Source organism: Mycobacterium sp. 852013-51886_SCH5428379, from assembly GCF_001665575.1.
Lineage (GTDB): Bacteria > Actinomycetota > Actinomycetes > Mycobacteriales > Mycobacteriaceae > Mycobacterium.
Window position 1 is genome coordinate 1 of the sequence record NZ_LZSU01000022.1, and the last position, 24,571, is coordinate 24,571.

The following is a 24,571-nucleotide window of genomic DNA, read 5'->3' on the forward strand; positions in this document are numbered from 1 at the left end:
CACCTCGAGGCGGTCCTTCGGGCTGACCCGACCGACCAAAGACACTGCCGCTGAGGACATATCACCATCAAAGCAGAAGGGTCCGACACGTTTCGGGGTCGAGCGGACCGCTGATCAGAGCTCACATGCGACGATGTCGTCGTGCCGTTCACCCTGTATCCCGAGGACGCACCGAGCATCGAGATACCGATCAAAAAGTCCCGGTTCATCGCCCGGCTGCGTTACGCAGACGGCGAGAAGCCGGTCGCGGAACTACTCTCATTCGCCCGCGAGGTCGACCGGAACGCGAACCATCATTGCTACGCCTACATCCTCGGCTTCGACCCCACCGCGCGGACCGAACGGTCCTCCGACGACGGAGAACCGGGCGGCACGGCCGGAGCGCCGATCCTGCGCACTTTGAAGGCCCACGATCTGTGCAACGTCGTCCTCGTGGTGTCACGGTATTTCGGCGGCGTCAAGCTCGGCGCGGGAGGATTGACGCGGGCCTATGCGCGTGCCGCCAGCTCGGCGATCGAACTGGCGAACCTGCGTCCGTTGGTGCGCACCAACATCTTCGAGCTCGTGGCGAGCCACGCTTCGGCAGGCAAGCTCGAGGCCGAGTTGCGGGGCCGTGGGTTCGAGGTCACCGACGTACGACACGGAGAATCCGTGCAAATGACCGTGCTCAGCCCCGACGGTGTAGCGCTTGCGGCGGCGGTCAATGACATCTCCTCGGGCACCATCGATCTGGTGCCGATGGGCCATGTCTGGAAGTAGGGAACTCAGCCACCCGCCGCCGAATGCAGCGCCACCTCGTGGGTCTTGACGACGAAGAACACCTCTCGACCCGGTTGCAGATCGAGGTCCGCGGCCGCAGCGGCGGTGATGTCGGCGGCGAGCCCGGTGCCGCCGTCCGGTTGTTCGGGACCGCGAAGCCGCACCGTCGCCCCGTGCAGTTCGATTTCGGCGATTCGCACGGGAAGAACGTTGCGGGGACTCGCATGTGGGGGATCGAGATGAACAGCGACGGCAGTCGGTGCGAACAGCGCGACCGCCTCCGATCCCGGGGTCGGATCACCGACACCGGAAACAACTAAGCCCCAGTCTGTTTGGAGCAATCCGGGCTCTGAGATCACTCCGGACACCAGGTTGATCCCCGCGATGCGGGCGGCGAAGTCGCTGCGCGGCGCGGTGAGAACCGTCCGGACGGCTCCACTCTCGACCACGTGCCCGCCGTCGACCACGATCACCCTGTCCGCGATCGCCAACGCATCGAGGAGGTCGTGCGTGACGATGATCGCGGTGCGCTCCGGCGCCCGGAGGATCTCGCGCAGCAGTCTGCGCATCGCCGGGGCGGCGGCCACGTCGAGCGCGGCCATCGGCTCGTCGAGCAGCAGCACCTGCGGTTCGGCGGCCAGCGCCCGGGCCAGGGCCACCCGCTGCGCCTGCCCCCCGGACAGCTGCGCCGGTTTCCGGTCGGCCAGCTCCAACGCACCGACCGCCGCCAGCCAGCGCTGCGCCACTTCCGACGCCTCAGCACGTGATCGACCCCTGCAGCGAGGACCATAGGCAACATTCGCGGCAACCGTCATGTGGGGAAACAGCATGGCCTGCTGGCTGAGCATCGCGACACCGCGGGCGTGAGCGGCGACGAACGTCCCCGTGGCCGTGTCGGTGACGACCGTCCCCCCGAGTTCGATCCGGCCCTCATCCGGTTCCAGGAGACCGGCGATCATCGACAGGAGCGTCGACTTTCCCACGCCGTTGGCGCCCAACACAGCCAACACCTCCCCGTGGTCGAGCGACACGTCGAACTCGACACCACGCCGCGCCAGTCGCGCCTGCACGCGCACGCCACTCACAGCGGTCCCGTCAGCCGCCGGCTTGCCGACGCGATCACGATCGCCGCCGCAACCACGATCAACAGCAGCGAAAGCGCCACGGCGGCATCGGCGTCGGTCTCGCGCTGCAGGTAGATCTCCAACGGAAGCGTGCGCGTCACACCCTGCAGCGATCCGGCGAAGGTCAGCGTCGCCCCGAATTCCCCGAGCGAGCGGGCGAAGGCCAGCACTGCCCCGGACAGCAGGCCCGGCAGCACGAGCGGCAACGTCACGGTTCGCAGCACCGTCGTCGGCCGCGCGCCGAGGGTGGCGGCGATGGTCTCGTAACCCGATCCCGCTGAGCGCAAGGCACCTTCGAGGCTGACGACCAGGAACGGCAGTGACACGAATGACTGGGCCAGCACCACTGCCGCGGTCGAGAACGCGATCCGGACCCCGATCAACTCGAGCTCTCGGCCGAGCAATCCCTGCCGCCCGAAGGTGTACAGCAGCGCGATACCGCCCACCACCGGTGGTAACACGAGGGGGAGCAGCACCAGGGCGCGCAACACCGACAGGCCCCGAAAGTTCCCACGCGCCAGTACGAGTGCCATCGGCACTCCGAGCATCACGCACACCGCGGTGCTGGCGGCGGCCGTCTTCAGACTCAGAAGCAAGGCTGCGCGCGAGGATTCGGAGGTGACGAGCGGTATGAAATCAGCCCAGTCGATCTCGAGCAGGATCGCGATCAACGGGACGACGACGAACAGGGCCCCTGCCGCGGCGGGTAGATAAAACCACCGCGGGAGCCCTACCTGAACCAGCCGGCCCGCCCGTCGCGTCGCCGTCATGGTGCAGCGAAGCCCGCTGCCGCCAACACGTCCCGTCCATCCGGACCCGTGACGAGGTCGACGAACTGTTGTGCCAACGCGGGATTCCCCGAATTGTCGAGTACCGCGATCGGATACGTGTTCACCGCGTCGCGCGACTCGGGAAACGGCACCGAGGTGACCTTGTCGCCCGCAGCCGCTGCATCCGTCACGTACACCAGACCGGCGTCGGCTTGCCCGGAGGTGACCTTGCCCAGGACGTCGGTGACGGCGGACTCCTCGCTCACCGGCGTGAGCGTCACGCCGGTGACCTCTTCGACCTTCTCGGTGGCCGCGCCGCACGGCACCTGCGGCGCGCACACCACGAGCTGGATGCCGGATCCAGCCAGATCGGCGAACGAGGCGATGCCCTTCGGATTACCCGGCGCGGTGGCGATGGTCAGCGTGTTGGTCGCGAATGCCACCGGCGCTCCGGACACGAGGCCCGCATCCACAGCCTTGGACATGTTGGTCGTGTCCGCGGACGCGTACACGTCAGCCGGCGCGCCCTGCGCCAGCTGCGCGACGAGATCCGACGAGCCCGCGAAGTTGAATGCGACGGTCGTTCCGGGATGGGTGGCTTCGAAGCGCCGACCGAGTTCGGTGAACGCCGGCTGCAGCGACGCTGCTGCGAACACCGTGATGCCGGTCGACGGCTCCGACGCGTTGGGCGACGAACACGCCGCCGCGAGCGCGGCAATCGCCAGGACGGCCGGGATCGTTCTCACGACGCGCCCCCGGGGGTTTCGACGATGACGTTGGTCGCCTTGACCACGGCCACCGCCAACGCGCCGGGCTCCAGCCCGAGTTGCCGAGCCGATTCGGTGCTCATCAACGAGACGACGGTGAACGGTCCGCACTGCATCTGCACTTCGCTCATGACCCGATCCGCGGTCACCTTGGTGACCAGCCCGACAAGTCTGTTGCGCGCGGAGCTGGCGACGTCCAGGGGATTCGGCGGTGGTGCGGCGTGGTCGCGGGCGAACTCCGCCAGGACCTCGCCCGCGATCACCTTCCGGCCGGCGGCGTCTTTGCCCGCGGCGAGCCCGCCGGTGTCGATCCAGCGGCGCACGGTGTCATCGCTGACGCCGAGAAGCGCGGCGGCATCCTTGATGCGGATGTCGGGCATGGGCCTCCCTCCAGTGTGAATCCGCAGAAGCGGGCTAATAAAGCCAATATATCCGCAAGTACGGGTCAGATAGCGCGGAACCGGCGTGACCACCGCGTACCGTTTAATTTGGGCTCATGAGCCGTCCGCTGGCCGTCGCCCTCGCGCAATACCCACCCGTGACCGGATCGGATCCCATGGCGACGCTCCACCGGCAGGCCGCCGAAATCCAGTCCGGAACATCTGATCTTGATCTCATCGTCTTTCCGGAGATTCACCTGTTCGGTGACTGCGACACCGCGGAGGACACCAACGCATGGCTCGAGGCGGCCGCCGAACCGCTCGACGGCCCTCGTCTGCGCGCCGTTGCCGAGGTCGCCCGTGAGCTCGGGGTGTGGCTGATTCCCGGCTCGGTCGCCGAACGTGATGACGACGGCCGGGTCTACAACACCGAGGTGGTGTTCAATCCGAGCGGCGAATTGGTCGCGAGCTACCGCAAGGTGTTCCCGTGGCGCCCTTACGAGGCGTGGTCCTCGGGGCATGAGTTCGTGGTCTTCGACATGCCCGGCATCGGGCGTGGGGGACTGTCGATCTGTTACGACGCGTGGTTCCCGGAGTCCACGCGCAGCGTGGCCTGGATGGGTGCGGAGTTCGTGGTGAACGTCGTCAAGACCATCGGCGCCGACCGGAAGCAGGAGCGAATCCTGGCGCAGGCCAACGCAATCGTCAATCAGGTGTTCATGCTCAGCGTCAACGCCGCCGGCCCGGTCGGTTACGGCGGATCAATCGTCAGCGACCCGGAGGGCGCCGTCGTCGCGGATCTGCCCACCGCCGAAACCGGGCTGATGACGCTGACCATCGATCTCGACGACGTCACCCGCGTCCGCGACACCGGAACCGAGGGTTACAACCGCATGTGGTCACAGATGTCGCCCGACGATCCGCGCATCGATCTGCCGATCTACGGCGGCCGCATCGACCCCACGCGCTGGGAACCCTCGCGGTCTCACCCGGGCTGATCGTTGTTCTTCTGCGCACCCCACCCGTGCACCCGGTCCACCTCGATCAGCGCACTGACGCGCGGTCGCTCCCGGTTGGGGTACGGCTTGCCCCGGTAGTGCTGGGCCAGCGCATCGATGTCCGCCAGACCCTCGTCGTCGTACATCTTGGTGATCCGCCCGATGAGGGTCAGATGGGTGTACCAGTCGTCTCCGTCGATGACGGTGAGCGAAACCCTCGGATCCCGGCGCAGGTGGCCTAGCCGCTTGCGGGCGGTGTCCATGTTGACCAGCACGTGGTCCTCGCGCAGGAGATACCACGTCGCGGCCGATACCGGGTGCCCGTCGCGACGGACGGTGGCGATGACGGCCGGGTTGGGTTTCGCCAGCATCTGCCGTGCGTCGTCGGTCAGCGGTGACATGTGGTCCTCCGGATCTGGGGGGCAGGGCTCCACGAGAGTGCCCCGCTCCGTTCCGCTCAAGCACGGCGATCCACGACGATTAACGTTCCGCCCACTGCGGTCCATAAAATCGGTGGTGCAATGACAACCGATACCACCGGAGCCCCCGCGGCCTCCGGACCGCACGCAGACCGTATCTCCGCCGAAGCGCGACGTCGCCGGACGTTCGCGGTGATCAGTCACCCCGACGCCGGCAAATCCACCCTCACCGAAGCGCTCGTGCTGCACGCCAAGGCGATCACCGAGGCCGGCGCCGTGCACGGCAAGGGCAACCGCCGCGCCACGGTGTCGGACTGGATGGAGATGGAGAAGGCCCGCGGCATCTCGATCACCTCCACCGCGATGCAGTTCCCCTACCGCACCGACGACGGCGAGACCTGCATCATCAACTTGCTCGACACGCCGGGGCACGCGGACTTCTCCGAGGACACCTACCGCGTACTGACCGCCGTCGACTGCGCGGTGATGCTCATCGACGCCGCGAAGGGTCTGGAACCCCAGACGCTGAAACTCTTCCAGGTGTGCCGCCACCGCGGCATCCCGATCATCACGGTGGTCAACAAATGGGACCGGCCGGGACGCCACGCACTGGAGTTGATGGACGAGATCCACGAACGCATCCAACTGCAGACCACACCGTTGACCTGGCCGGTCGGCATCGCCGGCGATTTCAAGGGCGTCCTCGACCGGCGGTCGGGCAAGTACATCAAGTACACCCGCACCGCCGGCGGCGCCACTGCCGCTCCTGAAGAGCACATCGAGGCGTCCCGCGCCCACGAGATCGCGGGAGACGACTGGGACAACGCGGTCGAGGAGTCCGAGCTGCTGTCCGCCGACGGCGCCGACTTCGACCGGGAGTCGTTCCTGCGGTGTACCTCGACACCGGTGCTGTTCACCTCGGCGATCCTCAACTTCGGCGTGAACCAGCTGCTCGACGTCCTCGCCCAGTTGGCGCCCCCGCCGACCGGGCAGGTCGATGTCGACGGCAATCGGCGCGACCCGGCCGAGCCGTTCAGCGCCTTCGTGTTCAAGGTTCAGGCCGGGATGGATTCGGCGCATCGCGACCGGATCGCCTACGCCCGGGTGTGCTCGGGCACCTTCGAGCGCGGCGAGGTGCTGACGCATGGAGCGACCGGCAAGCCGTTCGTCACCAAGTACGCCCAGTCGGTGTTCGGGCAGCAGCGGTCCACGCTGGACACCGCATGGCCGGGCGACGTCATCGGGCTCGCCAACGCCGCGGCGTTGCGGCCGGGGGACACGCTCTACCGCGACGTGCCGGTCGAGTACCCGCCGATCCCGAGCTTCTCGCCCGAGCACTTCGCCGTCGCGCGCGGCACCGATCCGAGTAAGCACAAGCAGTTCCGAAAGGGCATCGAGCAGCTGGACCAGGAGGGCGTCATCCAGGTGCTGCGCTCGGATCGGCGAGGCGATCAGGCGCCGGTCTTCGCGGCGGTCGGACCCATGCAGTTCGAGGTCGCCAGCCACCGCATGGCCAACGAGTTCAGCGCGCCGATCTCGATGGAGCCGCTGCCGTACACGGTGGCCAGGGCCGTCGTCGATCCCGCCGATGCGGAGATCCTGCAGAAGCAGGCGTCGGTCGAGGTGTTCACCCGGACCGACGGTGTGGTGTTGGCGGTGTTCTCCACCAAGTGGCGGTTGGAGAACATCCAGCGCGACCATCCCGAGGTCCGCCTGCGCTCACTGGTGGCCGCCGCGGATTGACGTAGGCCTTACCCGAGGCCGGCGATCCGCGCCACGGTCAACGCCGAGGTGAGCTGCAGCAGGTCGCGTGGCCTGCTGGGGCGCAGTCCGGTGAGTGATTCGAGCCGGCGCATCCGCTGAGCCACGGTGTTCGGGTGCAGGTGCAAGGCGTCGGCCGCCGCCCGGCGATCCAGGTCGCGCTCCAACAAGATGCGCGCAGTGTGCAGCAGCTCGCTGCCGTGCTCGCGGTCATAGTTCAGGGCCGGACCGAGCACCGTTGTGGCGTAGTCGCGCAGGCGCTGCGGATCGTCGAGTTGCAGCAGCAGGTGGTCGATGGCGATGTCGCGCAGGTCGATCACCGTCGTTGTCACCTCTGACGCGCTGTCGGTGGCCAGATCCAGCGCGCCACGCAACGTGCGCAGCATGTCGGGCAGCTCGACCGCCGGTGCCGCAGGCGTGACCCCGGCCACCGCGCGTTGAACTGCACCCGTGTCCGTCAGGTAGGCCACCAGCCGGCCGGCTACCGCCGCGGCGCCGTCGACTCGCCCTGGCGCCGTTGCCTCCGGGGCCACGATGAGCACGAGGTCGCCGCGATACACCGCTACCAGCGGTCGCGGCGTCACGGTCATCGCGAACCTGTCTGCGCCGGCCAGCAGCCGTTCGGGGGCAGCGCGGTCACCCACGGCCTGCGCACTCGCGGACCGCACCCCGATCAGCGTCTGCTCACCCGAGAGGTCCCAGCCCAGCCGGCGCGCCCGGTCGAGCAATGCGGCCATGTCAGCGCCGTCGGTGCTCAACAGATCGGCCACCAGAGATCCGCGCAGCCGCTGCTCCACCTGGGCCGCGGTGCGGGCGCGCATCAGTTCGAGCGCGGTCACCACCGTCGCGTGTTCGACCGCGCGCATGTCGAGCGGCGACAGTTCCCCTGCGGTGGCGGCGACCCGAACGCGGGCCACCACCTCCCCGTCGAGGGTGACGTCTGCGGGGTCCCCGGTGTCTTCGATGCCGTCAGAGGGCCAGCCCACATCGGCCAGCGCGGTGCCGTAGACGTCGTCGATCAACACCGGCCTGCCCAGCAGCTCGGCGAGCGCGGTCGCCACTCCCGACACACCCTCGCCGCGCAGCGCGGTGGCAGTCAGCAGTCCGTGGACCTCCTCGGCGCGACGCAGCTCCCGGATGGTGTCCTGTTCGCGTGACCGCAGCTGAGCGGTGCCCAGCGCGACGGCGACCTGCGAGGCCAACGTCGTAACCAAGCCGATCTCCACGGCGTCGAACCGATGCGGTGCCCGCCGGTAGCCGTTGATCGCCCCGACCACGACGCCACCCCGGCGCAGCGGCACTGAGACCAGCGCCCGGTATCCCTGTTCCTGCGCCACTCCACCCCACGGGCCGATCCCCGGGGTCGTTTCGATGTCCTCGAGCGTCACCACCTCGCCGGATCGGAATGCAACGCTGGTCGGGGCCTCTTCGGCGCCGCGGACGTCGAGCAGGATCGGCCGGTCGGCGTTGACCTGCGCTACGTAGTCGGAGGACAGGCCGTGGGAGCCGACGATGGTGAGGGCCCGGCGGTCGGCGGTCGGCAGGAACACCGCGCAGAAGTCGTATCCCAGGAGATCACACGCCGTGCGCGCGACCCGATCTACGAGGTCGGTGACCGGCTCGTCGCTGCCTACCGCCTCGCCGATGTCGGCGAGCGCGTCGAGCCAGCGGGCTAGATCAGGCTTCAGTGTCGGTAGGGACATGTAATTCAGGATATGTGTGTTTCGCCAGACATTGCCCGGAATGGTCTGCCTCCACCAGTCTTGTGCAGACGGTGACAGCCGTCACACAACATGCAGGAGGTTCCCGTGCGACGAAGCACTCGGGCGATGCGGGCTGCGGTGGCCGTCGCCGCCGCAACGATGGTGACGCTGACCGCAGGATGCGCGGCGGGACTCGGCGGCCCGGCATCATCCCGCGCCGCCCGCGACGGCGTCATCCGGTTCACGTTCGCCCCCGACCCGATCTGGGACTACATGAACGAGACCGGCATCGTCGACGAGTGGCAGCGCGACACCGGCTACCGGATCGAGACGAGCGCCACCTGGGACGAATTCGGTCTCTTCGCCGGCGGCCACGCCGACATCATTTCCACGGCGTCGTTCGAGGTACCCGCCCTGGAGGAGCAGACCCAGCGCGAGACCGTCATCATCGGGCGGTACAACGCCGAACGCAGCCGCATCCTGGTCCGCACCGAGGATCCGGCCCAATCGCTCGCGGATCTGCGCGGCAAACGGCTCGGCGTGTTCACCACCGTCTCGGGCACCCTGGTGTGGAGCGGCCTGGTCAAGCAGATGCATGACATCGACCTGGTCGGCGGCGACTTCGAGATCGTTGTGGCCGACATCCAGAACCTGTCGAACCTGTTGGCGCGCGGCGAGATCGACGCGTGCATCTGTTACCCCGACCTGTCGGCCCGGGACCTGCGTGAGGGCACCGTGCGTGCGCTCTACGACGGGAAGTCCTCGGCCGAAGTGTTCGCCGATCTCGACGCGCCGGGACACGACGGTCCGATGGGCAATGTATTCGTCGCCCGCAAGGAGTGGGTCGACGGCCATCCGGGAGAGGTGTCGGCGTTCCTGGATCTGTGGAGCCGCGGTCTGCAGGAATGGGCGGCTCATCGCGACGAGATGATCGAGCGCTATCCCCAGCACTTCGCGGTCGACACCCCCGAGGACATCGCCTTCATGAAGGACTATGTGGCTCAACATGACTGGGTCGTCGACGACGTCCGGTTCGACCAGCAATGGGCCGAGGACGAGAGCTCGATATTCGATCTGATGCGGCGTGCGGGTGTCATCGGTGACGACGTCGCCGACCCGCGCTTCCTGCCCACCGAAGGAGTGCAACGGTGACCCAGACCATCACCCCGCCGGACGCGCAGCCGACGCCGCGCACACCGGCTCCGCAGACCCGCAGACCCCGGATGCGCGGCCCGGCCGGCCCCCGACGGTGGCTGGTATCGCTGATCGGGCTGATCGCGGTGATCGGCGGCTGGGCCGTCGTCGCGGCGGTCGTGGACGATCCGATCCTGCCCCGTCCGGCTGCGGTCCTCGATCGGGTCATCGCGATCACGGTGTCAGGGGAGGCGTTCACGAACTTCGCCTCGAGCATCGGCAAGATCGCCGCCGGATTCGCCATCGCGATGGTGGGCGGGCTGGTGATCGGATTCGTCATGGGCCGCAGCAGATTCATGACGTCCTACTTCTCGCTGCCGCTGTTCGTGCTCGGCAACATGCCCGGCTTGACCTACGCGGTGTTCGGGTTGCTGATCTTCGGTGTCGGCGCCGGCGGACCGATCGTGGTGTCGGCGCTGGTGACGTGTCCGTTCATCGCGATGAACGTCGCCGAGGGGGTCCGGTCCGTCGACGGCACCCTGCTTTCGATGTGCCACGCGTTCGGGCGCAACCGCAGAGACATTCTGCGCCATCTCTACCTGCCCGCCCTGACCACGTTCGTATTCGCCGGAGTCCGTTACGGATTCGCGATGGCCTGGAAGGTCGAGGCGCTCACCGAGGTGTTCGGCGCCAGCGACGGCGTCGGGTTCATGATCCGCAAGGCCTACCAAGAGTTCCAGGTCGCCGACATGCTCGCCTGGACCACCCTGTTCATCGTCGCCATGGTGCTCATCGAGCGCGGCCTGGCCTATCTGGAGAACCGCTTCTTCGCCTGGCGGAAGGAAATCGCATGACCACCGGAGCACTTTCCGCACCCGCCTCTACATGGCGACGTCACCTGCGCGGACAGTCCATGTCGGCCGCGGCCGTCCTGGCCGCACTGCTGACGATTCTCGGTGCTTGGCAGCTGGCGGTCGTGGTCGGCAACCGCATCCCCTCGCCGGCCGACGCCGTCGACAGCCTGGTCTCCGAGGCCGCCATCGGCGAGCTGTGGCACAACCTGGCCATCAGCATGAACCGGTTCCTGCTCGGGCTCGCCGCGGCGCTGATCGTGGGCGCGGCGCTCGGCGTCTGGATGGGCCTGTCCAAGATCGCCGATCTGGCCTTCTCCGACGTCAACGCCGCGGCGCTGGCGATCCCCGCGGTCATCTGGGCGCTGTTGACCACCATGTGGTTCGGCTTCGGCTGGTTGACCCCGGTGGTGACCGTCTTCCTGTCCGGTCTGCCGTTCGTCGTGGTGAACATCGCGAAGGCGACCAGGGCGGTGCCCGCAGACCTGGTGCTGATGGCGCGGTCGTTCGGGGTGCCGCGGACGAAGGTGTTGCGGCACATCGTGGCCCCCGCGGTCGCCGGCTCGACCGTCGCGGCCGTCCGGTTCGCCATCATGAGCGCCTGGAACGGACTCCTGCTGGCCGAGTGGTTCGGTGCGACCTCCGGAGTGGGCTGGCGGTCGCGGTACTGGTACGACGCGAACCAGCTCGACGGCTTCTTCGCGTGGGTGCTGGTGTTCATCCTCCTGCTCGTCATCGCCGACCTGTTGATCCTCGGTCCCCTCGAACGCCGCATCACCCGCTGGCGCTCGGCGTGACCCAGACCCCAGCCCCCGACCCCCGCCCCTGACACCGCCAAGAATCGAGAAACCATGGCCTCCATCGAAATCCGCGAACTCGTCAAGGAGTTCCACGGCCGCGACGGCACCACCACCCGGGTGATCGACGGTATCGACCTCACCATCTCGGGCGAGACGTTCGTCTCGATCGTCGGGCCGTCGGGCAGCGGTAAGACCACGCTGCTCAACATCGTGTCCGGCATCGAGACGCACACCTCCGGCACGGTGGCGCTGCGCGCCGGCGGTGAGAACGCCCGCGTGGGCTACGTCTTCCAGGATCCGCGGCTGCTGCCGTGGCGGACCGTGATGGCCAACCTCGGCTTCGTCCAGCACGAACGCTCCGGCTGGGAGGAGCGCGCCCGCCACTACCTCGACCTGGTCGGACTGAGCCACTGCGCCGACCGCTTTCCGGCCCAGCTGTCCGGCGGCCAGCAGCAACGCATCGGCATCGCCAGGGCCTTCGCCGTCGAGCCCGACGTGCTGCTGATGGACGAGCCGTTCAGCCATCTCGACGCGATGACCTCGCGCACCCTGCGCGAACATCTCGAACGCATCTGGCTCGAATCCCGTCGCACCGTCATGTTCGTGACCCACGACGTGACCGAGGCCGTGCAGCTGTCAGACCGCATCGTGGTCCTGGCCCCCGGCGGCCGCATCCACGAGATCATCGACGTGGATCTGCCTCGGCCCCGCCGCGCATCCGACCCGGCCGTCGCCGTGCTGCAGGCCGAGGTCCTCCAGCGGTTCGAGGCCCTCGAAGCGGCGACGGTGGGGAGCCCGGCGTGACAGCGCTGCGACCGGGCCCCGTCGACGTCCACGCCCACTGGCTGCCCGAAGACCTGTTCGGTCTCCCGCCCGGATCGCCGGTACCGCCGCTGAACGGCCGCGACGGTCAGCTGCACCTGGGCGACCTGCCGCTGTCGATCGAAACCGCGGCCATGAGCGACGCCGACCGCGTGCTCGCCGACACCGATGCCGCCGGTCTGGGCTCGCGGGTGATCTCCGCGCCGCCGTTCGCCTTTCCCGTCGCCGATGCGCCCGGCGTCGACGACTACGTGGGCCGCTTCAACGACGCACTCGCCAGGACGTGCCGCGACAGCGGCGGCCGACTGCTCGGACTGGGGTTGGTGTCGCTGCACGACGCCGATGCGGCCCGCAAGCAGATGGACGCGATCGCCGCCTCCGGTGTGGTGCGCGGAATCGCGGTGCCTCCACTGCTGGGGGCCACATCGTTCGACGTGGCCCCCATGCGTGACGTGCTCCGCGTCGCCGCCGAATTCGAGCTGGCGGTGTTGGTGCATCCGATGCAGCTGCCGCGCCCGGAATGGTCGTCCTACTACTTGGCCAACCTCATCGGCAATCCCGTCGAAACCTCCACCGCGGCAGCGGCTCTGGTGCTCGGCGGGGTGCTCGAGGAGCTGCCCGGTCTGCGGATCTGCCTGCTGCACGGCGGCGGCTGCGCCCCCGCGCTCGTCGGTCGGTGGCAGCACGGCTGGAACCAGCGTGCCGATGTGCGCAGCGCCGAGACTCGGTCGCCACGTGAGGGTTTCGCCAGATTATGGTTCGACACGCTGACCCACGACGGTCCGGCTCTGGAGCTGCTGCGGGCGCACGCCGACCCGGCGCGCCTGATGTGCGGTAGCGACTACCCGTTCGACATGGGGGTCAGCCGTCCGCTGGATCTACCGCACGCTGCGGGCATCACCGACGCGGCCCTCGAACACAACGCCCACCGCTTCCTGGGGCTGAAAGGAGAACGTGATGACTGAGAACATCAACCCGCGGCACGACTGGAGCGGACACCGCGCGCTGGTGGTCGGCGGCTCGATCGGGGGGCTCACCGCCGCGCTGCTGTTACGCCGCCTCGGATTCGACGTGTCGGTGTACGAACGCACGCCGACCAACCTCGACGGTCGCGGTGGGGGGATAGTGCTGCAGCCCGACACACTGCGCTGGTTCGTCGAGTGCAGCGACCAGCATCCCGAACAGGTGAGCACCTCAACGCATTACGTGCAGTACCTGGGTGCTGACAACGAGCTCGTCCACCGCGAGGACGCACCGTGGCGCTACACGTCGTGGGGCACGTTCTACCGCGCGCTGCTGGCCGACTTCGGGATCGACGGCTATCACCTCGGTGAGTACGCGTCCGGGTTCGACGAAGACGACAGTGGCGTCGAGGTGCGGTTCACCTCGGGCCGCCGCGAGCGGGCCGACCTGGTGGTGTTCGCCGACGGCATCAGTTCACCGAGCAGACGGCGCATCTCACCGGAGACCAGGCTCGAGTACTCCGGCTACGTGGGCTGGCGCGGCACCGTGCCCGAACGCGAGGTGTCGGCCGAGACGTTCGAACTGCTGCACGATTCGATCACCTACAGCGTCGCGCCGCACACGCACATCAACGTCTACCCGATCCCGTCGCCCGACGGAGGTCTGGCGGTGGGCGAGCGCCTGCTGAACTACGTCTGGTACCGCAACGTGCCCGAGGGGCACGAACTCGACGAGCTGATGACCGACAAGCGCGGTTTCCTGGCTGGTGTGTCGCTGCATCCGGGCGCGGTCCAGGACCGGTTCGTCGACGAGATGCGCCGGGCGGCACCGTCCGTGCTCGCCCCGGCGGCCGCCGAGGTGGTGGTGCGCACCGAACAGCCCTATCTGCAGGCGGTGTACGACGCCGTCGCCCACCGCATGGCGCTGGGCCGGGTGGCCCTGATCGGTGACGCCGCGAGTGCTGCGCGACCGCATGCCGCGGCCGGTACCGCCAAAGCCGCGGCCAACGCGTGGGCCCTCTACGACGCGCTGTCCGACAGCGGCGATATCGCGGAGGCGCTCGCGAAGTGGGAACCCGGCCAGCTCGAACTCGGGCAGCGACTCGTGCAGCGCGTCAAGGACATGGGCGCCAGGTCGCAGTTCGACTGCACCTGGATCCCAGGCCACCCCGAGAACCGTTTCGGCCTCTACGGCCCCGGACACTGAAGGAGAGCGACATGACCACGACACCGGAATTCCTCACCGACGCACCGCTTGCGGGCACGCTTGTCGGCACCGACTTCGACGGCTGGACCGACGCGCTGCGCGCCGAGTTCGACGAACATGCCCACGACGGACACGTGGGGTCACGGCTGCTCAGCGAGAACAGCCGAGTGCGGGTGTGGGAGATACGGCTTGCGCCGGGCGAGCGGTTCCACGCCCACCGGCACGTCCTGGACTATTTCTGGACCGCCGTCAACGCGGGCCGCAGCAGGCAGCACACCGCCGACGGCACCACCCGGGAGGTGGCGTACGCCGCCGGTGAGACGCGTCATTTCACCTTCGCCGCAGGAGAATTCCTGCTGCACGACATCGAGAACGCCGGCGGCACCGAGCTGGTGTTCACCACGGTCGAGCACCTCGATTCGGCGAATGCGCCCCTCTCCCTGGGAACGTGATCGGTGGGCGGCGTTCGAGTGGACATGAGGCGACCCCGGCACCATGCTGATGACCCACCGCGCGGGAGGACACCACGATGACGGCATCCGTCGATCGGACGGACCGGTCGGTCGACCGCGTCGAAGGCTCTCAGAAGGTGACCGGCACCGCCCGCTACACCGCCGACCTGACGCTGCCCGGTCAGGTGCACGCCGTGCTCGTCCAATCGGAGATCCCGCACGGCCGGGTCACCGAGGAATCGATGAGGCACAGCGCCGAGCGTGTTTCCTCCGCCCCGGGGGTGCGGTATGTCCTGACCCCGCTGAACTGCCCGCACCTGAATGTACTGCCGGAAGTACTCACCTGGGACCTGCCGCTCGAGCGGCGCCCACCGCTGTCGGATCTGACCGTGCAGCATGTCGGCCAACACATGGCGCTGGTGGTGGCCGACACACTCGAGGAGGCCACGGCCGCGGCCGCGACGTTCGATCTGTCCTACGAGACATATCCGCCGCAGCTCGACGCTCGAGAGGTGCCGCCTGCGGCCGACGGGCAGGTCGGGCCGATCCGCCACGGCAGTTATGCACCCGACCACTTCGTCAAGCTTTCGGATGAGAAGCTGCAGGACCGCCGCGGCGTACCGCCAGCCGGCGCCACGAAGCGGGTGGCCGCGCGGTTCACCACGCCGCACAACGCGCACTACCCGATCGAGCTGTCCGCCACCATCGCTGCATGGGCAGACGACCGACTGACCGTCCACGACAGCACCCGCTGGATCACCGGTGAACGCACCGCGCTCGCCGCGTATCTCGGAATACCCGAGGACCGGATCCGGGTGCTGTCGCCCCTGGTCGGAGGTGCGTTCGGCTCGAAGAGCTTCCTGTGGATGCACGTGGTGCTGTGCGCGGTGGCCGCCCGTGAGACGGGCCGGCCGGTCAAGCTGGTGCTCACCCGCGACCAGATGTTCTCCTCAACGGGGCACCGGCCGCGTACCGAGCAGGACCTCGCTCTGCTCGCCGACGACGACGGACGCATCCTCAGCACCGAACACCACACCCTGACCGAGACCTCCACGGTCGCGCATTTCTGCGAGCCGACAGGCTTGCCGACCCGGTTCCTCTACACGTCGCAGCATCTCGACGTGTCGCACCGCACCGCGCGGCTCAATGCACCCACCCCGTGCTTCATGCGCGGGCCAGGTGAGGCACCCGGCCTGTTCGCCCTCGAGGTGGCAATCGACGAACTCGCCTACCAGACCGGGCTCGACCCGCTGGAGCTTCGGGTACGCAACCACGCCGACACCGAGCAGGTGAGCGGGAAGCCCTGGTCGGGGAAGCACCTGCTCGAGTGCTACCGCACCGGAGCGCAGCGGTTCGGCTGGGCGGACCGGCCACCGGCGCTCCGCGCCCTGCTGCGCAACGGCGTTGCTGTCGGTTGGGGCATGGCGACGGCCACGTACCCGGGACGCCGCATGCCGGCGGGATGCCGCGTGGTGACCGGTCCGGACGGGGCAGTGCGATTCGCTTCCGCCACCCACGAGATCGGCAACGGTGTGCGCACCGTCATGACCCAGGTCGCCGCCGACATCACCGGACTTCCACCGTCCCGCATCACTTTCGAGTCCGGAGACTCTCACTTCCCGGCCGCTCCCTACAGCGGGGCGTCGCAGACCACCGCGACGGTCGGCGCGGCCGTACACGCCGCGGCCACCGAGTGGAAGCGGCGAATCCGCTCGCTGGCCGGTGAATGCACCGACCACATCGACCTCGCCGCAATCGCCGGCGCACACCATGAAGAGCTCTGTTTCACCGCCGACAGCGACGCCGGCGATGAGGGCGGCCGGGCCGTCCAGTCATTCGGCGCCCACTTCTGCGAGGTCGAGGTCGATCAGCAGATTGGCCGGGCGACCGTCACCCGGTGGGTCGCGGTGATGGACTGCGGGCGCGTGCTCAACCCAAAGCTCGCCCGTAGTCAGGTGATGGGCGGCATCACCTTCGGCATCGGCATGGCCATGCTCGAAGAGGTGCCCTACGACGCCGACACCGCGCAGATGATCGGCGAGTACTACCTGCCCACCCACGCCGACCGTCCTGAGTTCGATGTCTCCTTCGTGGAGAGCGCCGACTTCGACCTGAATCCGATCGGGGTGCGAGGCGTCGGTGAGATCGGCACGTGCGGCGTGCCCGCCGCCATCGCCAACGCCATCTTCCACGCCACCGGTAAGCGGTTGCGCAATCTGCCGATCAGAGTGGAAGACCTGATGATCCCGTACCGACCACCCATCACCGAGGAGCCGTGATGAGCCGAGACCATGTTGTGGAACTACGCATCAACGGTGAGACCCGTCGGGTCGAGATCGACGTCCGAACCACGCTTCTCGACCTGCTGCGGGAACAGCTGCACCTGACCGGCACCAAGAAGGGGTGTGACCACGGTCTGTGCGGCGCCTGCACGGTGGCCGTCGCCGGTGAACGCGTGGTGAGTTGTCTGACCCTGGCAGCGTCGATCGACGGGTCGGACGTTCTCACCATCGAAGGCATCGCAGACGGCGACGAACTGCACCCGCTACAGCGCTCCTTCGTGGAGTGCGACGGGTTCCAGTGCGGCTTCTGCACTCCCGGCCAGATTTCGTCGGCACACGCGATGCTGGCCGAGTACGCCCGCGGCGATCTGAGCACGGCGTCGTTCGAGGGATCCCGCGCGGACATCGTGACGGGGTCCATTCGACTGACGGCCGCGGAGATCCGGGAACGGATGGCAGGCAACATCTGTCGCTGCGGTGCCTACGCCAACATCGTCGCCGCGATCGAGGCCGCGGCAGCGGTCGGGGACCACACCGCATGAAGACCTTCGAACTTCGGCACGCCGCCACCGTCGACGACGCCATCGCCGCCGGCACGGTGCCGGGCGCCAAGTATCTCGCAGGCGGCACCAACCTCATCGACCTGATGAAGGATGGCGTCGAGCAACCCGACGCGCTGGTCGACCTGCGGCGGCTCGGACTGACGACGATCATCCCGACCGCCGGCGGTGGCGTGTTCATCGAAGCGGGCGTCACCAACACCGCGATCGCCAACCACCCATTGGTCCGCACCCAGTACCCGGTCTTGTCGCACGCCATCCTCAGCGGAGCCACCACACAGCTGCGCAACATGGCGACCGCCGGCGGAAATTTGTTGCAGCGCACTCGTTGTCCGTACTTCATGCAAACGACGTTCTCGTCGTGCAACAAGCGGATCCCCGGCAGCGGCTGCGCGGCGCGACACGGGTTCCATCGTGAGCACGCCGTGTTCGGGGCACGCGGCGAATGTGTGGCGGTCCACCCGTCGGACATGGCGGTGGCCCTGGCGATCCTCGACGCCGTCGTGCACGTCCAAGGTCCCGAGGGGCGACGCGCGATCCCGATCGAGGAGTTCTTCGCGTTGCCGGGCAGCACGCCCGATGTCGACAACACTCTGGGGCAGGGCGAACTGATTCTCGGCATCGAGCTTCCATTGTCGGATTTCGCCGACCACTCGTGGTATCTGAAGGTACGCGATCGGCACAGCTACGCCTTCGCGCTGGTGTCGGTGGCCGCGGGACTCCGTTTGGCCGACGGCGTGATCGAATCGGCCGCCCTCGCGTTCGGGGGCGTGGCCGCCAAGCCGTGGCGGTTGCGCGCGGCAGAAGCCAGCTTGGTCGGGCAGCCACCCGGTGCGGCGGCGTTCCACACCGCCGCAGTCCTCGCGATGGACGGTGCCGAACCAATGCCGCAGAACGCGTTCAAGATCGATCTGGGACGGCACAGCGTGGTGCGGGCACTGACGATGGCGGCCGCCGTACGTTAGCGCGGCGGTCGGCATCGCCGTCGCCGAGGGCGCTGCGGGTCGGTCAACTCATGGCCGGCGGCGTGGGGACGACGTCGGACGACCTTCCGCAAGATCGATCCGCACGGGATGCACCATTTGCGTGCCGGGTAGGCCCTTCAGTTCCACCTCGCGCGACTCACCGAAGACGATGCCGTCGGCCGTGGTGATCTCCTGACGCGCCGCATCGCTGACGAGGATCTCGCCGCCGTCGGGCGAGATCGGCCACCCGCGCCGCGGTGGCGACGTCCAGACCGAACAGATCCTCGCCGCGGCGAACCGATGTACCGGTGTGCACGCCCATCCGCACCAGCACACCGTCGAGCCGTTCGTCGTCAGACAGGCTCTGTTGCACAGCAATACAGCAGCGGACCGCGTCGACAGGTTCGGTGAAGGCGATCATGAACCCGTCGCCCTGGTTCTTGACCACGACCCCCCGGTGGTCGCCGACCAGACGGCGCACGAGTTTTTCGTGATGATCGAGCAGGCTCACCCATTCGCGGTCACCGAGTGACGCGTTGCGCTCGGTCGACCCCTCGATATCGGAGAAGACGAGGACGACGCGGCCGTCCGCGGTGATGCGGGCGAGGTCTGGCCGTTCGACCCGTGCCCAGCCGGCAAGGTCCTCGATCGAACTGCGCACCGAGCCGCCGATCTGCCGGCGCAGGATCGCGTCGGCCGTCTGTACCGTGTTCGCCACCGCCCGGACGGCCAGCGGCGCGATGCCGACCGGTTTGCGTCTGCGACGCGGTGCTGCCTCGGCGGCAGTGCGCTGCTGAAGTTCGCGCCGCGCGGTGCGCAGCGCCCGCCGGGACAGCAGCAGCAGGATGCCCAACGCCACGAGACCGGCGAATTCGATCGCCGCGATCACCCACAGTGCAACGGTCACGGGTCGATCATCCAGCAGCGCCGCGCGCTCGCGGGTCACTCAGTGGTATCGACCACCATGACCTCGGTGCCGGCCCGCTTGGAGACCGTGCCGGGGACCGATCCGAACAGTTTTCCGGTCACCGTGTTGACGCCGACGTTCCCGACCACCAGCAGGTCGGCCTGCACGTCGTCGACGAGGCTCACCAACGCCTCGACCGCCGCGCCGGGGATCGCCCGTTCCTCGACGTCGCCCGCACCCAGCGATCTCGCCAGCGAGGCGGCCTCGCGGAGCATGTCGTAGACGGCGGCGTCGCCCTGGGTCTTGAAGCCCTCCCCGGACAACTGGTCGGGATCGGGCCCGCCCGCGTTTCGCTCTTCGGGTAGAAAAGCGCTCGCCACAATGAGTTTCGCGTTCGACTCCGCGGCGATTTCCGCGGCTTTACGCACCGCCCGTAGGGACGACTCCGACCCGTCGGTGCCCACGATGATCGTTCGGTACTCCGCCATTCTTCGACGCTACTCGGGCCACCCGTTGCCGCGGATCACCTCCACGAAATCACCTCGGACGAAAGACGGGTCGAAATGTGCCAGCACGTCGGCGTTCACCGTGCCGAAGGTGCTGTCCGGACGGTTGCGGACCCCGTCGGTGAAGGCCTGCAGGATGCGGCGCTTGAAATCCGGTCTCGGGTGGGCCGCGGTGACGGCGTCACGCACGTCAGCGGGTAGATCGTCCCGACCGATACCCAGGACGTCGGTTTCGACGCCGGCGGTGACCAAAGCGGTTTCGGGGTCGAGGAATTCCGGCACGCCGGGCGTGGTGTGCAGGGCTATGCCGAGCCAGACCTTGCGGGCATCGGATTCGTCGACGCCGTGCTCCAGCAGGAAGTCCCGTGCGGCGTTGGCGCCATCGACCTCGAAGCGCACCGTCGAGGATGTGCGGTACGGCTCGGTCAGCCCGACGTCGTGGAACATCGCCCCGACGTAGAGCAGTTCGAGATTCGGGTTCAAGCCGAGCCGACGGCCCTGCAGCGCGCCGAACAGGAACACCCGCCGCGAATGGTCGAACAGCAGGTCGTCTTCCACGTCGCGGATGAACTCCGTGGTCGCCCGCACCAGCGCGGTGTCGGGGATTTCGATACCTGCGACGGTCTGGGGGAATGAGGTGGTCATAACGGCTCCTTGCGTCGTCGTGGTTGCTGGTCCCAGCCTGCGACCGCACGGTGCCGCGGTGCCGGTCCGCGTGTGCCGTTCAGGCCACAGATTGGGACATAATCGGCGGATGGCCGAGGCGGGTGCGCAGCGCGAGATCCTGCTGGTCGTGTTCGACGGGGTGAAACTGCTCGACGTGGTGGGGCCTGCCGAGGTGTTCGCCGAGGCGAACCGGTTCGGTGCCGCGTATCGGTTGGACTTCGTGTCCCCGGACGGCCGGGACGTGACGACGTCGGTGGGGACCAGGTTCGCGGTGACCGCGGCGGTCGCATCGGTGGATCGCGTCGACACGGTGCTGGTCGCCGGCGGCGACGAACTGGTGGGCCGGCCCATCGATCCGCAGCTGGTCGACGCCGTACGGCAATTGGCCCGGCGGACACGACGGCTGGCGTCGATATGTACCGGCGCCTTCGTCCTCGCGCGGGCCGGAGTGCTCGACGGTCGCAGGGCCACCACGGACTGGCGTCACACCCGGCTGCTGGCCAAGGCGTATCCCGACGTCCGCGTGGAACCCGACGCCATCTTCGTCCAGGACGGCGACGTGTTCACCTCCGCGGGCGTCTCCGCCGGAATCGACCTGGCCCTTGCCCTGGTGGAGAAGGATCACGGCGCCGATCTCGTGCGCGAGGTGGCTCGGTCTCTTGTCGTCTATCTCAAGCGTGCGGGCGGCCAGTCTCAGTTCTCGGTACTGCTGGAGAAGGATCCACCATCCGAGTCGGCGCTACGGGCGGTCGCCGATGCCGTCACGGCTGACCCGGGCGGCGACCATACCGTGAAATCGCTTGCCGCGCAGGCCGCTTTGAGTACGCGACAGCTCACCCGGCTCTTCCATGCGGAGTTCGGCACCACCCCGGCCCGGTATGTGGAGGCGGTGCGCATCGACATCGGCCGCGCAGCGTTGGATGCCGGGCATACGGTGGGGGAGAGCGCGCGACGTGCCGGCTTCAAGAGCCCGGAGACATTCCGCAGGGTGTTCGTCAGCCACCTCGGGGTATCGCCGAAGGTCTACCGCGACCGCTTCCGGTCCGCCTCGGCGTGAAGACCGGCCGGGCCCAGTTCCTCGAGAAAGCCGGCCACCAGGCGGTTGCCGGGCGCACGCCAGACCGCCGTCAGTTCCACGGTGACGGAATTGCGGAGCCGCACCGTCTGGATTCTGCTACGGGACGCCGCCGCATTCGCCGAGGTCTCCGGGACGAGGGCGACTCCGAGGCCGGCGGCGACCATGGCCAACTGGCTCTCCATGGATTGCGCCAGGTGTTGGGCCCGCGGCGTGAAACCCGCTGCGCGGCAGGAGGCCGCCACCTGATCGTGGTAGTCCGGGGTGCGGCCTCGTGGGATCCAGACCCACGGAAGCTCGGCTGCCAGAACAAGATCCGAGCCCACACCGTCGGGAAGCTCCCAGTCGGCAGGGGCGGCAAGGACGAATGATTCCCGGCGCAGGGAGCGTCTCTCGCAGTCCCGCGGCGTCGACATCTGCCGCACGAGGACGATGTCCAATTCCCCCCGCTGCACCATCTCGACACCCACGTGGGTGTCGACCTCCCGGACGTGCACGTCGACACCGGGGTGAGACCGGTCGTACGACCCCAACGCAGCAGGCAGTGGATCGGTGAACGCACTGGTGACCGCCCCGAGGCGCAGTTCGCCGGCCTGCCCTTCCGCGGCCTGGCGGGCGGCGGAGTCTGCGGTCTGGGCGGCCGCGACCAGGATCCGGCACTGGTCGAGGAACACCGCGCCCGCGGAGGTCAACCGCACTTCTCGCGTGGTGCGATGCAGGAGCTGCACGCCCAGGCGGCCTTCCAGCGTCTTGATCGCCGCCGACAGCGGTGGCTGCGACATGTGCAGCAGTTCGGCGGCTCTCCCGAAGTTCAGCTGTTCGGCCACGGCGATGAAGTAGCGGGCTTCCCGGACCTCCACCATTGATAGCCCCCGCCTCTCGCTGACAGCCCCATTCGGTATTTCACACTATAAGTTCGCCGGTGTTCACTGGCCGAGTGCAGGTCACCGAACGTCGTGTCGCCGTCACCCTGTGGTGCGCGGGGCTGGCGGTGTTCTCGGTGATGTACGCGCCCCAGGGGCTGCTGACCGAGATCTGCCGCGACACCGGTGTCGACGCGTCGCGCGCCTCGCTGCTGGTGTCGGCTGCCACCTTGGGGCTGGCGGTGTCGGTTCTGGGGTGGGCGAAGCTCGCCAACCGTTTCGGGACGAGTGTGCCACTCCGGGTCGCGGGGGTCGGAGCCGCTGTCACCTCGGTGGCCGTACCGTGGCTGCCCTCGTTCGAGGCGATGGTGGCGGGTCGACTCGTTCAGGGCGTCGCCCTAGGCGGCATTCCGGCGTTGGTGATGGCCCTGCCGCATCAGTTCGTCCCTGCGAAGCGGGCCGCCGTCCTCGGTGGCAGCTACATCGCCGCAACATCGCTCGGTGGGCTGAGCGGCCGGCTCCTCGTCGTCCCGATCGCCGAGCAATGGGGTTGGCGCACAGCGCTTTTCCTCCTCGGATGCCTGGTGGCGGCGCTGATGGCGGCTCTCTCGGTGATGACGCCCCCCACGCCGCGCGCCGCGCGAGCCGACGGTCAGCGACACCACGGTCATCTGCGTGACCCGGCGATGCTGTGCCTCTTCGGCATCGGCGGACTGCTCATCGGCGGAATGGTGGTCGTGTTCAACTACCTGCCGTTCCGACTGGAGGAACGGCCGTATCTGCTATCGCCGACGGTGATCTCGCTGATCTTCCTGGCGTATCTGGCGGGAACGGTCGGGTCACGCGTCTCCGGGCTGCTGACCGGCCGCGCGGGCCGGCGGCCCGTCCTCGTCGCGGCGTGCGTGCTGATGGGCGTCGGCGCACTGATCACCCTGGCCGGTCCGCTGCCACTGATCCTGACCGGCGTCGTCGTCCTGACCGCAGGTCTGTTCGTCGGGCATGCGGTGGCCTCGAGCATGGTGGCGGAGCGCGCTCGGCATGCCCGCAATCAGGCGATGGCGCTCTACAACATCAGCTATTACGCCGGTTCGAGCGTCTTCGGCTTCGTCGGCGGCCTCGCGTGGGTGCACGGGCACTGGACGACGGTGGTGGCGTTCGTCGTCGCGCTGGGGGTGGCGGCGGGCGCGTTGGTCGGCAAGGCGACCGGCGCATCCCGGCCCATGGGTCTCAGTCGGTCAACCAGATCGAACCGTCGCGCACCTCGACGGGAAACCGGCGCAGTTTCGCGACGTTGCCGAACAGTTTGATCGCCGACGAGTAGGGCTTGAACCCGAAGATGCGGCCCTTGGGCCCGTTGCGCATCGTGCCGTCGGCCACGTCGTAGTCCGCGCGGTGCCACGGGCACTGCAGGCAGCCGTCGTCGGTGACCCGGCCGCGGCCCAGTTTGGCGGCCTGGTGGCGGCAGACGTTGCTGACGGCGAACGGGGTGCCGTCGGGGAGTTGACCGACGGCGAGGACGCCGTGTCGCTCCGTGCTGACCTCCCTGACGCGCCGGTCGCCGAGTTGGTCGAGTCGAATAAGCCGAGCGCCCTCGGCGGGTAGCGGGTGATCGTTCCGCAGGGGCGGTAGGAGACCGGGGGTGTCGACTCCGCGTCCGTGCGGGTCGCTGCGAAGCTTCGTCATTCCTCGGCGTTACCCGCCCCCACCAGGAGTGAAACGAGCCAGGCCGGCGGGCGGGCGCTGATCATGCTCGATGGGGGATTCGACGCTGGAATCTTCCCGACGTTTGCCCTGGTCAGCGCGAATGCTGCGGTATATGCGCGGGTCAGACCGGTTTT

At 68.3% G+C, this 24,571-nt stretch carries 25 protein-coding genes and 1 pseudogene; 15 read left to right on the top strand and 11 right to left on the bottom strand.

Going from position 1 to position 24,571, the window contains the following annotated elements; genetic code table 11:
• Nucleotides 1-141: 141 nt before the first annotated feature.
• Complete coding sequence (locus A5757_RS10485) at nt 142-759, top strand: YigZ family protein (protein ID WP_066832983.1); 618 nt, start codon at nt 142-144, stop codon at nt 757-759.
• A 5-nt stretch (nt 760-764) separates the two neighbouring features.
• Here A5757_RS10485 and A5757_RS10490 read toward each other — a convergent pair whose 3' ends face one another.
• Genes A5757_RS10490 through A5757_RS10505 form a run of 4 tightly spaced genes read right to left on the bottom strand, consistent with a single transcriptional unit; the run spans nt 765 to nt 3,800 of the window.
• Nucleotides 765-1,844: a sulfate/molybdate ABC transporter ATP-binding protein gene (locus A5757_RS10490; protein ID WP_066832986.1), complete on the bottom strand. Its 1,080-nt coding sequence runs from the start codon at nt 1,842-1,844 to the stop codon at nt 765-767.
• Nucleotides 1,841-2,653, bottom strand: a complete 813-nt coding sequence (locus A5757_RS10495) for an ABC transporter permease (RefSeq protein ID WP_066832989.1) — start codon at nt 2,651-2,653, stop codon at nt 1,841-1,843. The genes A5757_RS10490 and A5757_RS10495 overlap by 4 nt, the downstream gene beginning before the upstream one ends.
• A complete protein-coding gene (gene modA / locus A5757_RS10500) occupies nt 2,650-3,399 on the bottom strand; it encodes a molybdate ABC transporter substrate-binding protein (RefSeq protein WP_066832992.1) in 750 nt (249 codons plus the stop codon). Before modA ends, A5757_RS10495 begins: the two co-directional genes overlap by 4 nt.
• Complete coding sequence (locus A5757_RS10505; RefSeq protein WP_066832995.1) at nt 3,396-3,800, bottom strand: molybdopterin-binding protein; 405 nt, start codon at nt 3,798-3,800, stop codon at nt 3,396-3,398. The genes modA and A5757_RS10505 overlap by 4 nt, the downstream gene beginning before the upstream one ends.
• A 116-nt stretch (nt 3,801-3,916) precedes the next feature.
• Between A5757_RS10505 and A5757_RS10510 the strand changes: the two genes are divergently transcribed.
• Nucleotides 3,917-4,798: a carbon-nitrogen hydrolase family protein gene (locus tag A5757_RS10510; RefSeq protein ID WP_082929404.1), complete on the top strand. Its 882-nt coding sequence runs from the start codon at nt 3,917-3,919 to the stop codon at nt 4,796-4,798.
• Here A5757_RS10510 and A5757_RS10515 read toward each other — a convergent pair.
• Complete coding sequence (locus tag A5757_RS10515; RefSeq protein ID WP_066832998.1) at nt 4,786-5,199, bottom strand: PPOX class F420-dependent oxidoreductase; 414 nt, start codon at nt 5,197-5,199, stop codon at nt 4,786-4,788. The two genes, A5757_RS10510 and A5757_RS10515, sit on opposite strands and share 13 nt — an antisense overlap.
• 120 nt (nt 5,200-5,319) lie before the next feature.
• Here A5757_RS10515 and A5757_RS10520 point away from each other — a divergent pair, with 120 nt between their 5' ends.
• Nucleotides 5,320-6,960, top strand: coding sequence for a peptide chain release factor 3 (locus A5757_RS10520; RefSeq protein ID WP_066833000.1), 1,641 nt, complete (start codon nt 5,320-5,322; stop codon nt 6,958-6,960).
• 8 nt (nt 6,961-6,968) lie between these two features.
• Here A5757_RS10520 and A5757_RS10525 read toward each other — a convergent pair whose 3' ends face one another.
• Nucleotides 6,969-8,681 carry a GAF domain-containing protein gene (locus A5757_RS10525; protein ID WP_066833002.1) on the bottom strand — a complete coding sequence of 571 codons (1,713 nt, stop codon included), beginning with the start codon at nt 8,679-8,681 and terminating at the stop codon, nt 6,969-6,971.
• 105 nt (nt 8,682-8,786) lie between these two features.
• On the opposite strand from A5757_RS10525, the gene A5757_RS10530 reads away from it, so the two are divergent.
• The 10 genes from A5757_RS10530 (at nt 8,787) to A5757_RS10575 (ending at nt 18,716) form a co-directional block, all read left to right on the top strand.
• Entirely contained in the window at nt 8,787-9,833 is a 1,047-nt protein-coding gene (locus A5757_RS10530; RefSeq protein WP_231983943.1) for an ABC transporter substrate-binding protein, read from the top strand.
• Nucleotides 9,830-10,669 (top strand): ABC transporter permease, encoded by an 840-nt coding sequence (locus A5757_RS10535; RefSeq protein ID WP_231983944.1) that lies wholly within the window; start codon nt 9,830-9,832, stop codon nt 10,667-10,669. The genes A5757_RS10530 and A5757_RS10535 overlap by 4 nt, the downstream gene beginning before the upstream one ends.
• Nucleotides 10,666-11,463, top strand: a complete 798-nt coding sequence (locus tag A5757_RS10540; protein WP_066833006.1) for an ABC transporter permease — start codon at nt 10,666-10,668, stop codon at nt 11,461-11,463. The genes A5757_RS10535 and A5757_RS10540 overlap by 4 nt, the downstream gene beginning before the upstream one ends.
• Nucleotides 11,464-11,517: 54 nt before the next feature.
• Nucleotides 11,518-12,270, top strand: a complete 753-nt coding sequence (locus A5757_RS10545; RefSeq protein WP_066833010.1) for an ABC transporter ATP-binding protein — start codon at nt 11,518-11,520, stop codon at nt 12,268-12,270.
• Nucleotides 12,267-13,253, top strand: coding sequence for an amidohydrolase family protein (locus tag A5757_RS10550; RefSeq protein WP_066833013.1), 987 nt, complete (start codon nt 12,267-12,269; stop codon nt 13,251-13,253). Before A5757_RS10545 ends, A5757_RS10550 begins: the two co-directional genes overlap by 4 nt.
• Nucleotides 13,246-14,457: an FAD-dependent monooxygenase gene (locus A5757_RS10555; RefSeq protein WP_066833016.1), complete on the top strand. Its 1,212-nt coding sequence runs from the start codon at nt 13,246-13,248 to the stop codon at nt 14,455-14,457. Before A5757_RS10550 ends, A5757_RS10555 begins: the two co-directional genes overlap by 8 nt.
• 11 nt (nt 14,458-14,468) lie before the next feature.
• Entirely contained in the window at nt 14,469-14,909 is a 441-nt protein-coding gene (locus A5757_RS10560; protein WP_066833019.1) for a hypothetical protein, read from the top strand.
• Between the two features lie 77 nt (nt 14,910-14,986).
• Entirely contained in the window at nt 14,987-17,188 is a 2,202-nt protein-coding gene (locus A5757_RS10565; RefSeq protein WP_066833022.1) for a xanthine dehydrogenase family protein molybdopterin-binding subunit, read from the top strand.
• Nucleotides 17,188-17,733: a (2Fe-2S)-binding protein gene (locus A5757_RS10570; protein WP_066833025.1), complete on the top strand. Its 546-nt coding sequence runs from the start codon at nt 17,188-17,190 to the stop codon at nt 17,731-17,733. Before A5757_RS10565 ends, A5757_RS10570 begins: the two co-directional genes overlap by 1 nt.
• Entirely contained in the window at nt 17,730-18,716 is a 987-nt protein-coding gene (locus tag A5757_RS10575; RefSeq protein WP_066833028.1) for a xanthine dehydrogenase family protein subunit M, read from the top strand. Before A5757_RS10570 ends, A5757_RS10575 begins: the two co-directional genes overlap by 4 nt.
• A 48-nt stretch (nt 18,717-18,764) precedes the next feature.
• On the opposite strand, the pseudogene A5757_RS10580 reads toward A5757_RS10575, so the two are convergent.
• The 3 genes and pseudogenes from A5757_RS10580 to A5757_RS10590 form a co-directional block, all read right to left on the bottom strand.
• Nucleotides 18,765-19,641: pseudogene (locus A5757_RS10580) on the bottom strand (adenylate/guanylate cyclase domain-containing protein).
• Nucleotides 19,642-19,658: 17 nt separating this feature from the next.
• Complete coding sequence (locus tag A5757_RS10585; protein ID WP_066833031.1) at nt 19,659-20,111, bottom strand: universal stress protein; 453 nt, start codon at nt 20,109-20,111, stop codon at nt 19,659-19,661.
• A 9-nt stretch (nt 20,112-20,120) separates the two neighbouring features.
• Nucleotides 20,121-20,774 (bottom strand): HD domain-containing protein, encoded by a 654-nt coding sequence (locus A5757_RS10590; RefSeq protein WP_066833034.1) that lies wholly within the window; start codon nt 20,772-20,774, stop codon nt 20,121-20,123.
• Nucleotides 20,775-20,883: 109 nt separating this feature from the next.
• On the opposite strand from A5757_RS10590, the gene A5757_RS10595 reads away from it, so the two are divergent.
• Nucleotides 20,884-21,852, top strand: a complete 969-nt coding sequence (locus tag A5757_RS10595; protein ID WP_066833037.1) for a GlxA family transcriptional regulator — start codon at nt 20,884-20,886, stop codon at nt 21,850-21,852.
• Here A5757_RS10595 and A5757_RS10600 read toward each other — a convergent pair.
• Nucleotides 21,819-22,733 (bottom strand): LysR family transcriptional regulator, encoded by a 915-nt coding sequence (locus A5757_RS10600; RefSeq protein ID WP_066833040.1) that lies wholly within the window; start codon nt 22,731-22,733, stop codon nt 21,819-21,821. The genes A5757_RS10595 and A5757_RS10600 overlap by 34 nt on opposite strands.
• 59 nt (nt 22,734-22,792) lie before the next feature.
• On the opposite strand from A5757_RS10600, the gene A5757_RS10605 reads away from it, so the two are divergent.
• The gene (locus tag A5757_RS10605) at nt 22,793-24,040 is read left to right on the top strand and encodes an MFS transporter (protein WP_231983945.1); all 1,248 of its coding nucleotides are present in this window, start codon (nt 22,793-22,795) and stop codon (nt 24,038-24,040) included.
• On the opposite strand, the gene A5757_RS10610 is transcribed toward A5757_RS10605, so the two are convergent.
• Nucleotides 23,961-24,416: a Rieske 2Fe-2S domain-containing protein gene (locus A5757_RS10610; RefSeq protein WP_066833045.1), complete on the bottom strand. Its 456-nt coding sequence runs from the start codon at nt 24,414-24,416 to the stop codon at nt 23,961-23,963. The genes A5757_RS10605 and A5757_RS10610 overlap by 80 nt on opposite strands.
• Nucleotides 24,417-24,571 lie beyond the last annotated feature (155 nt).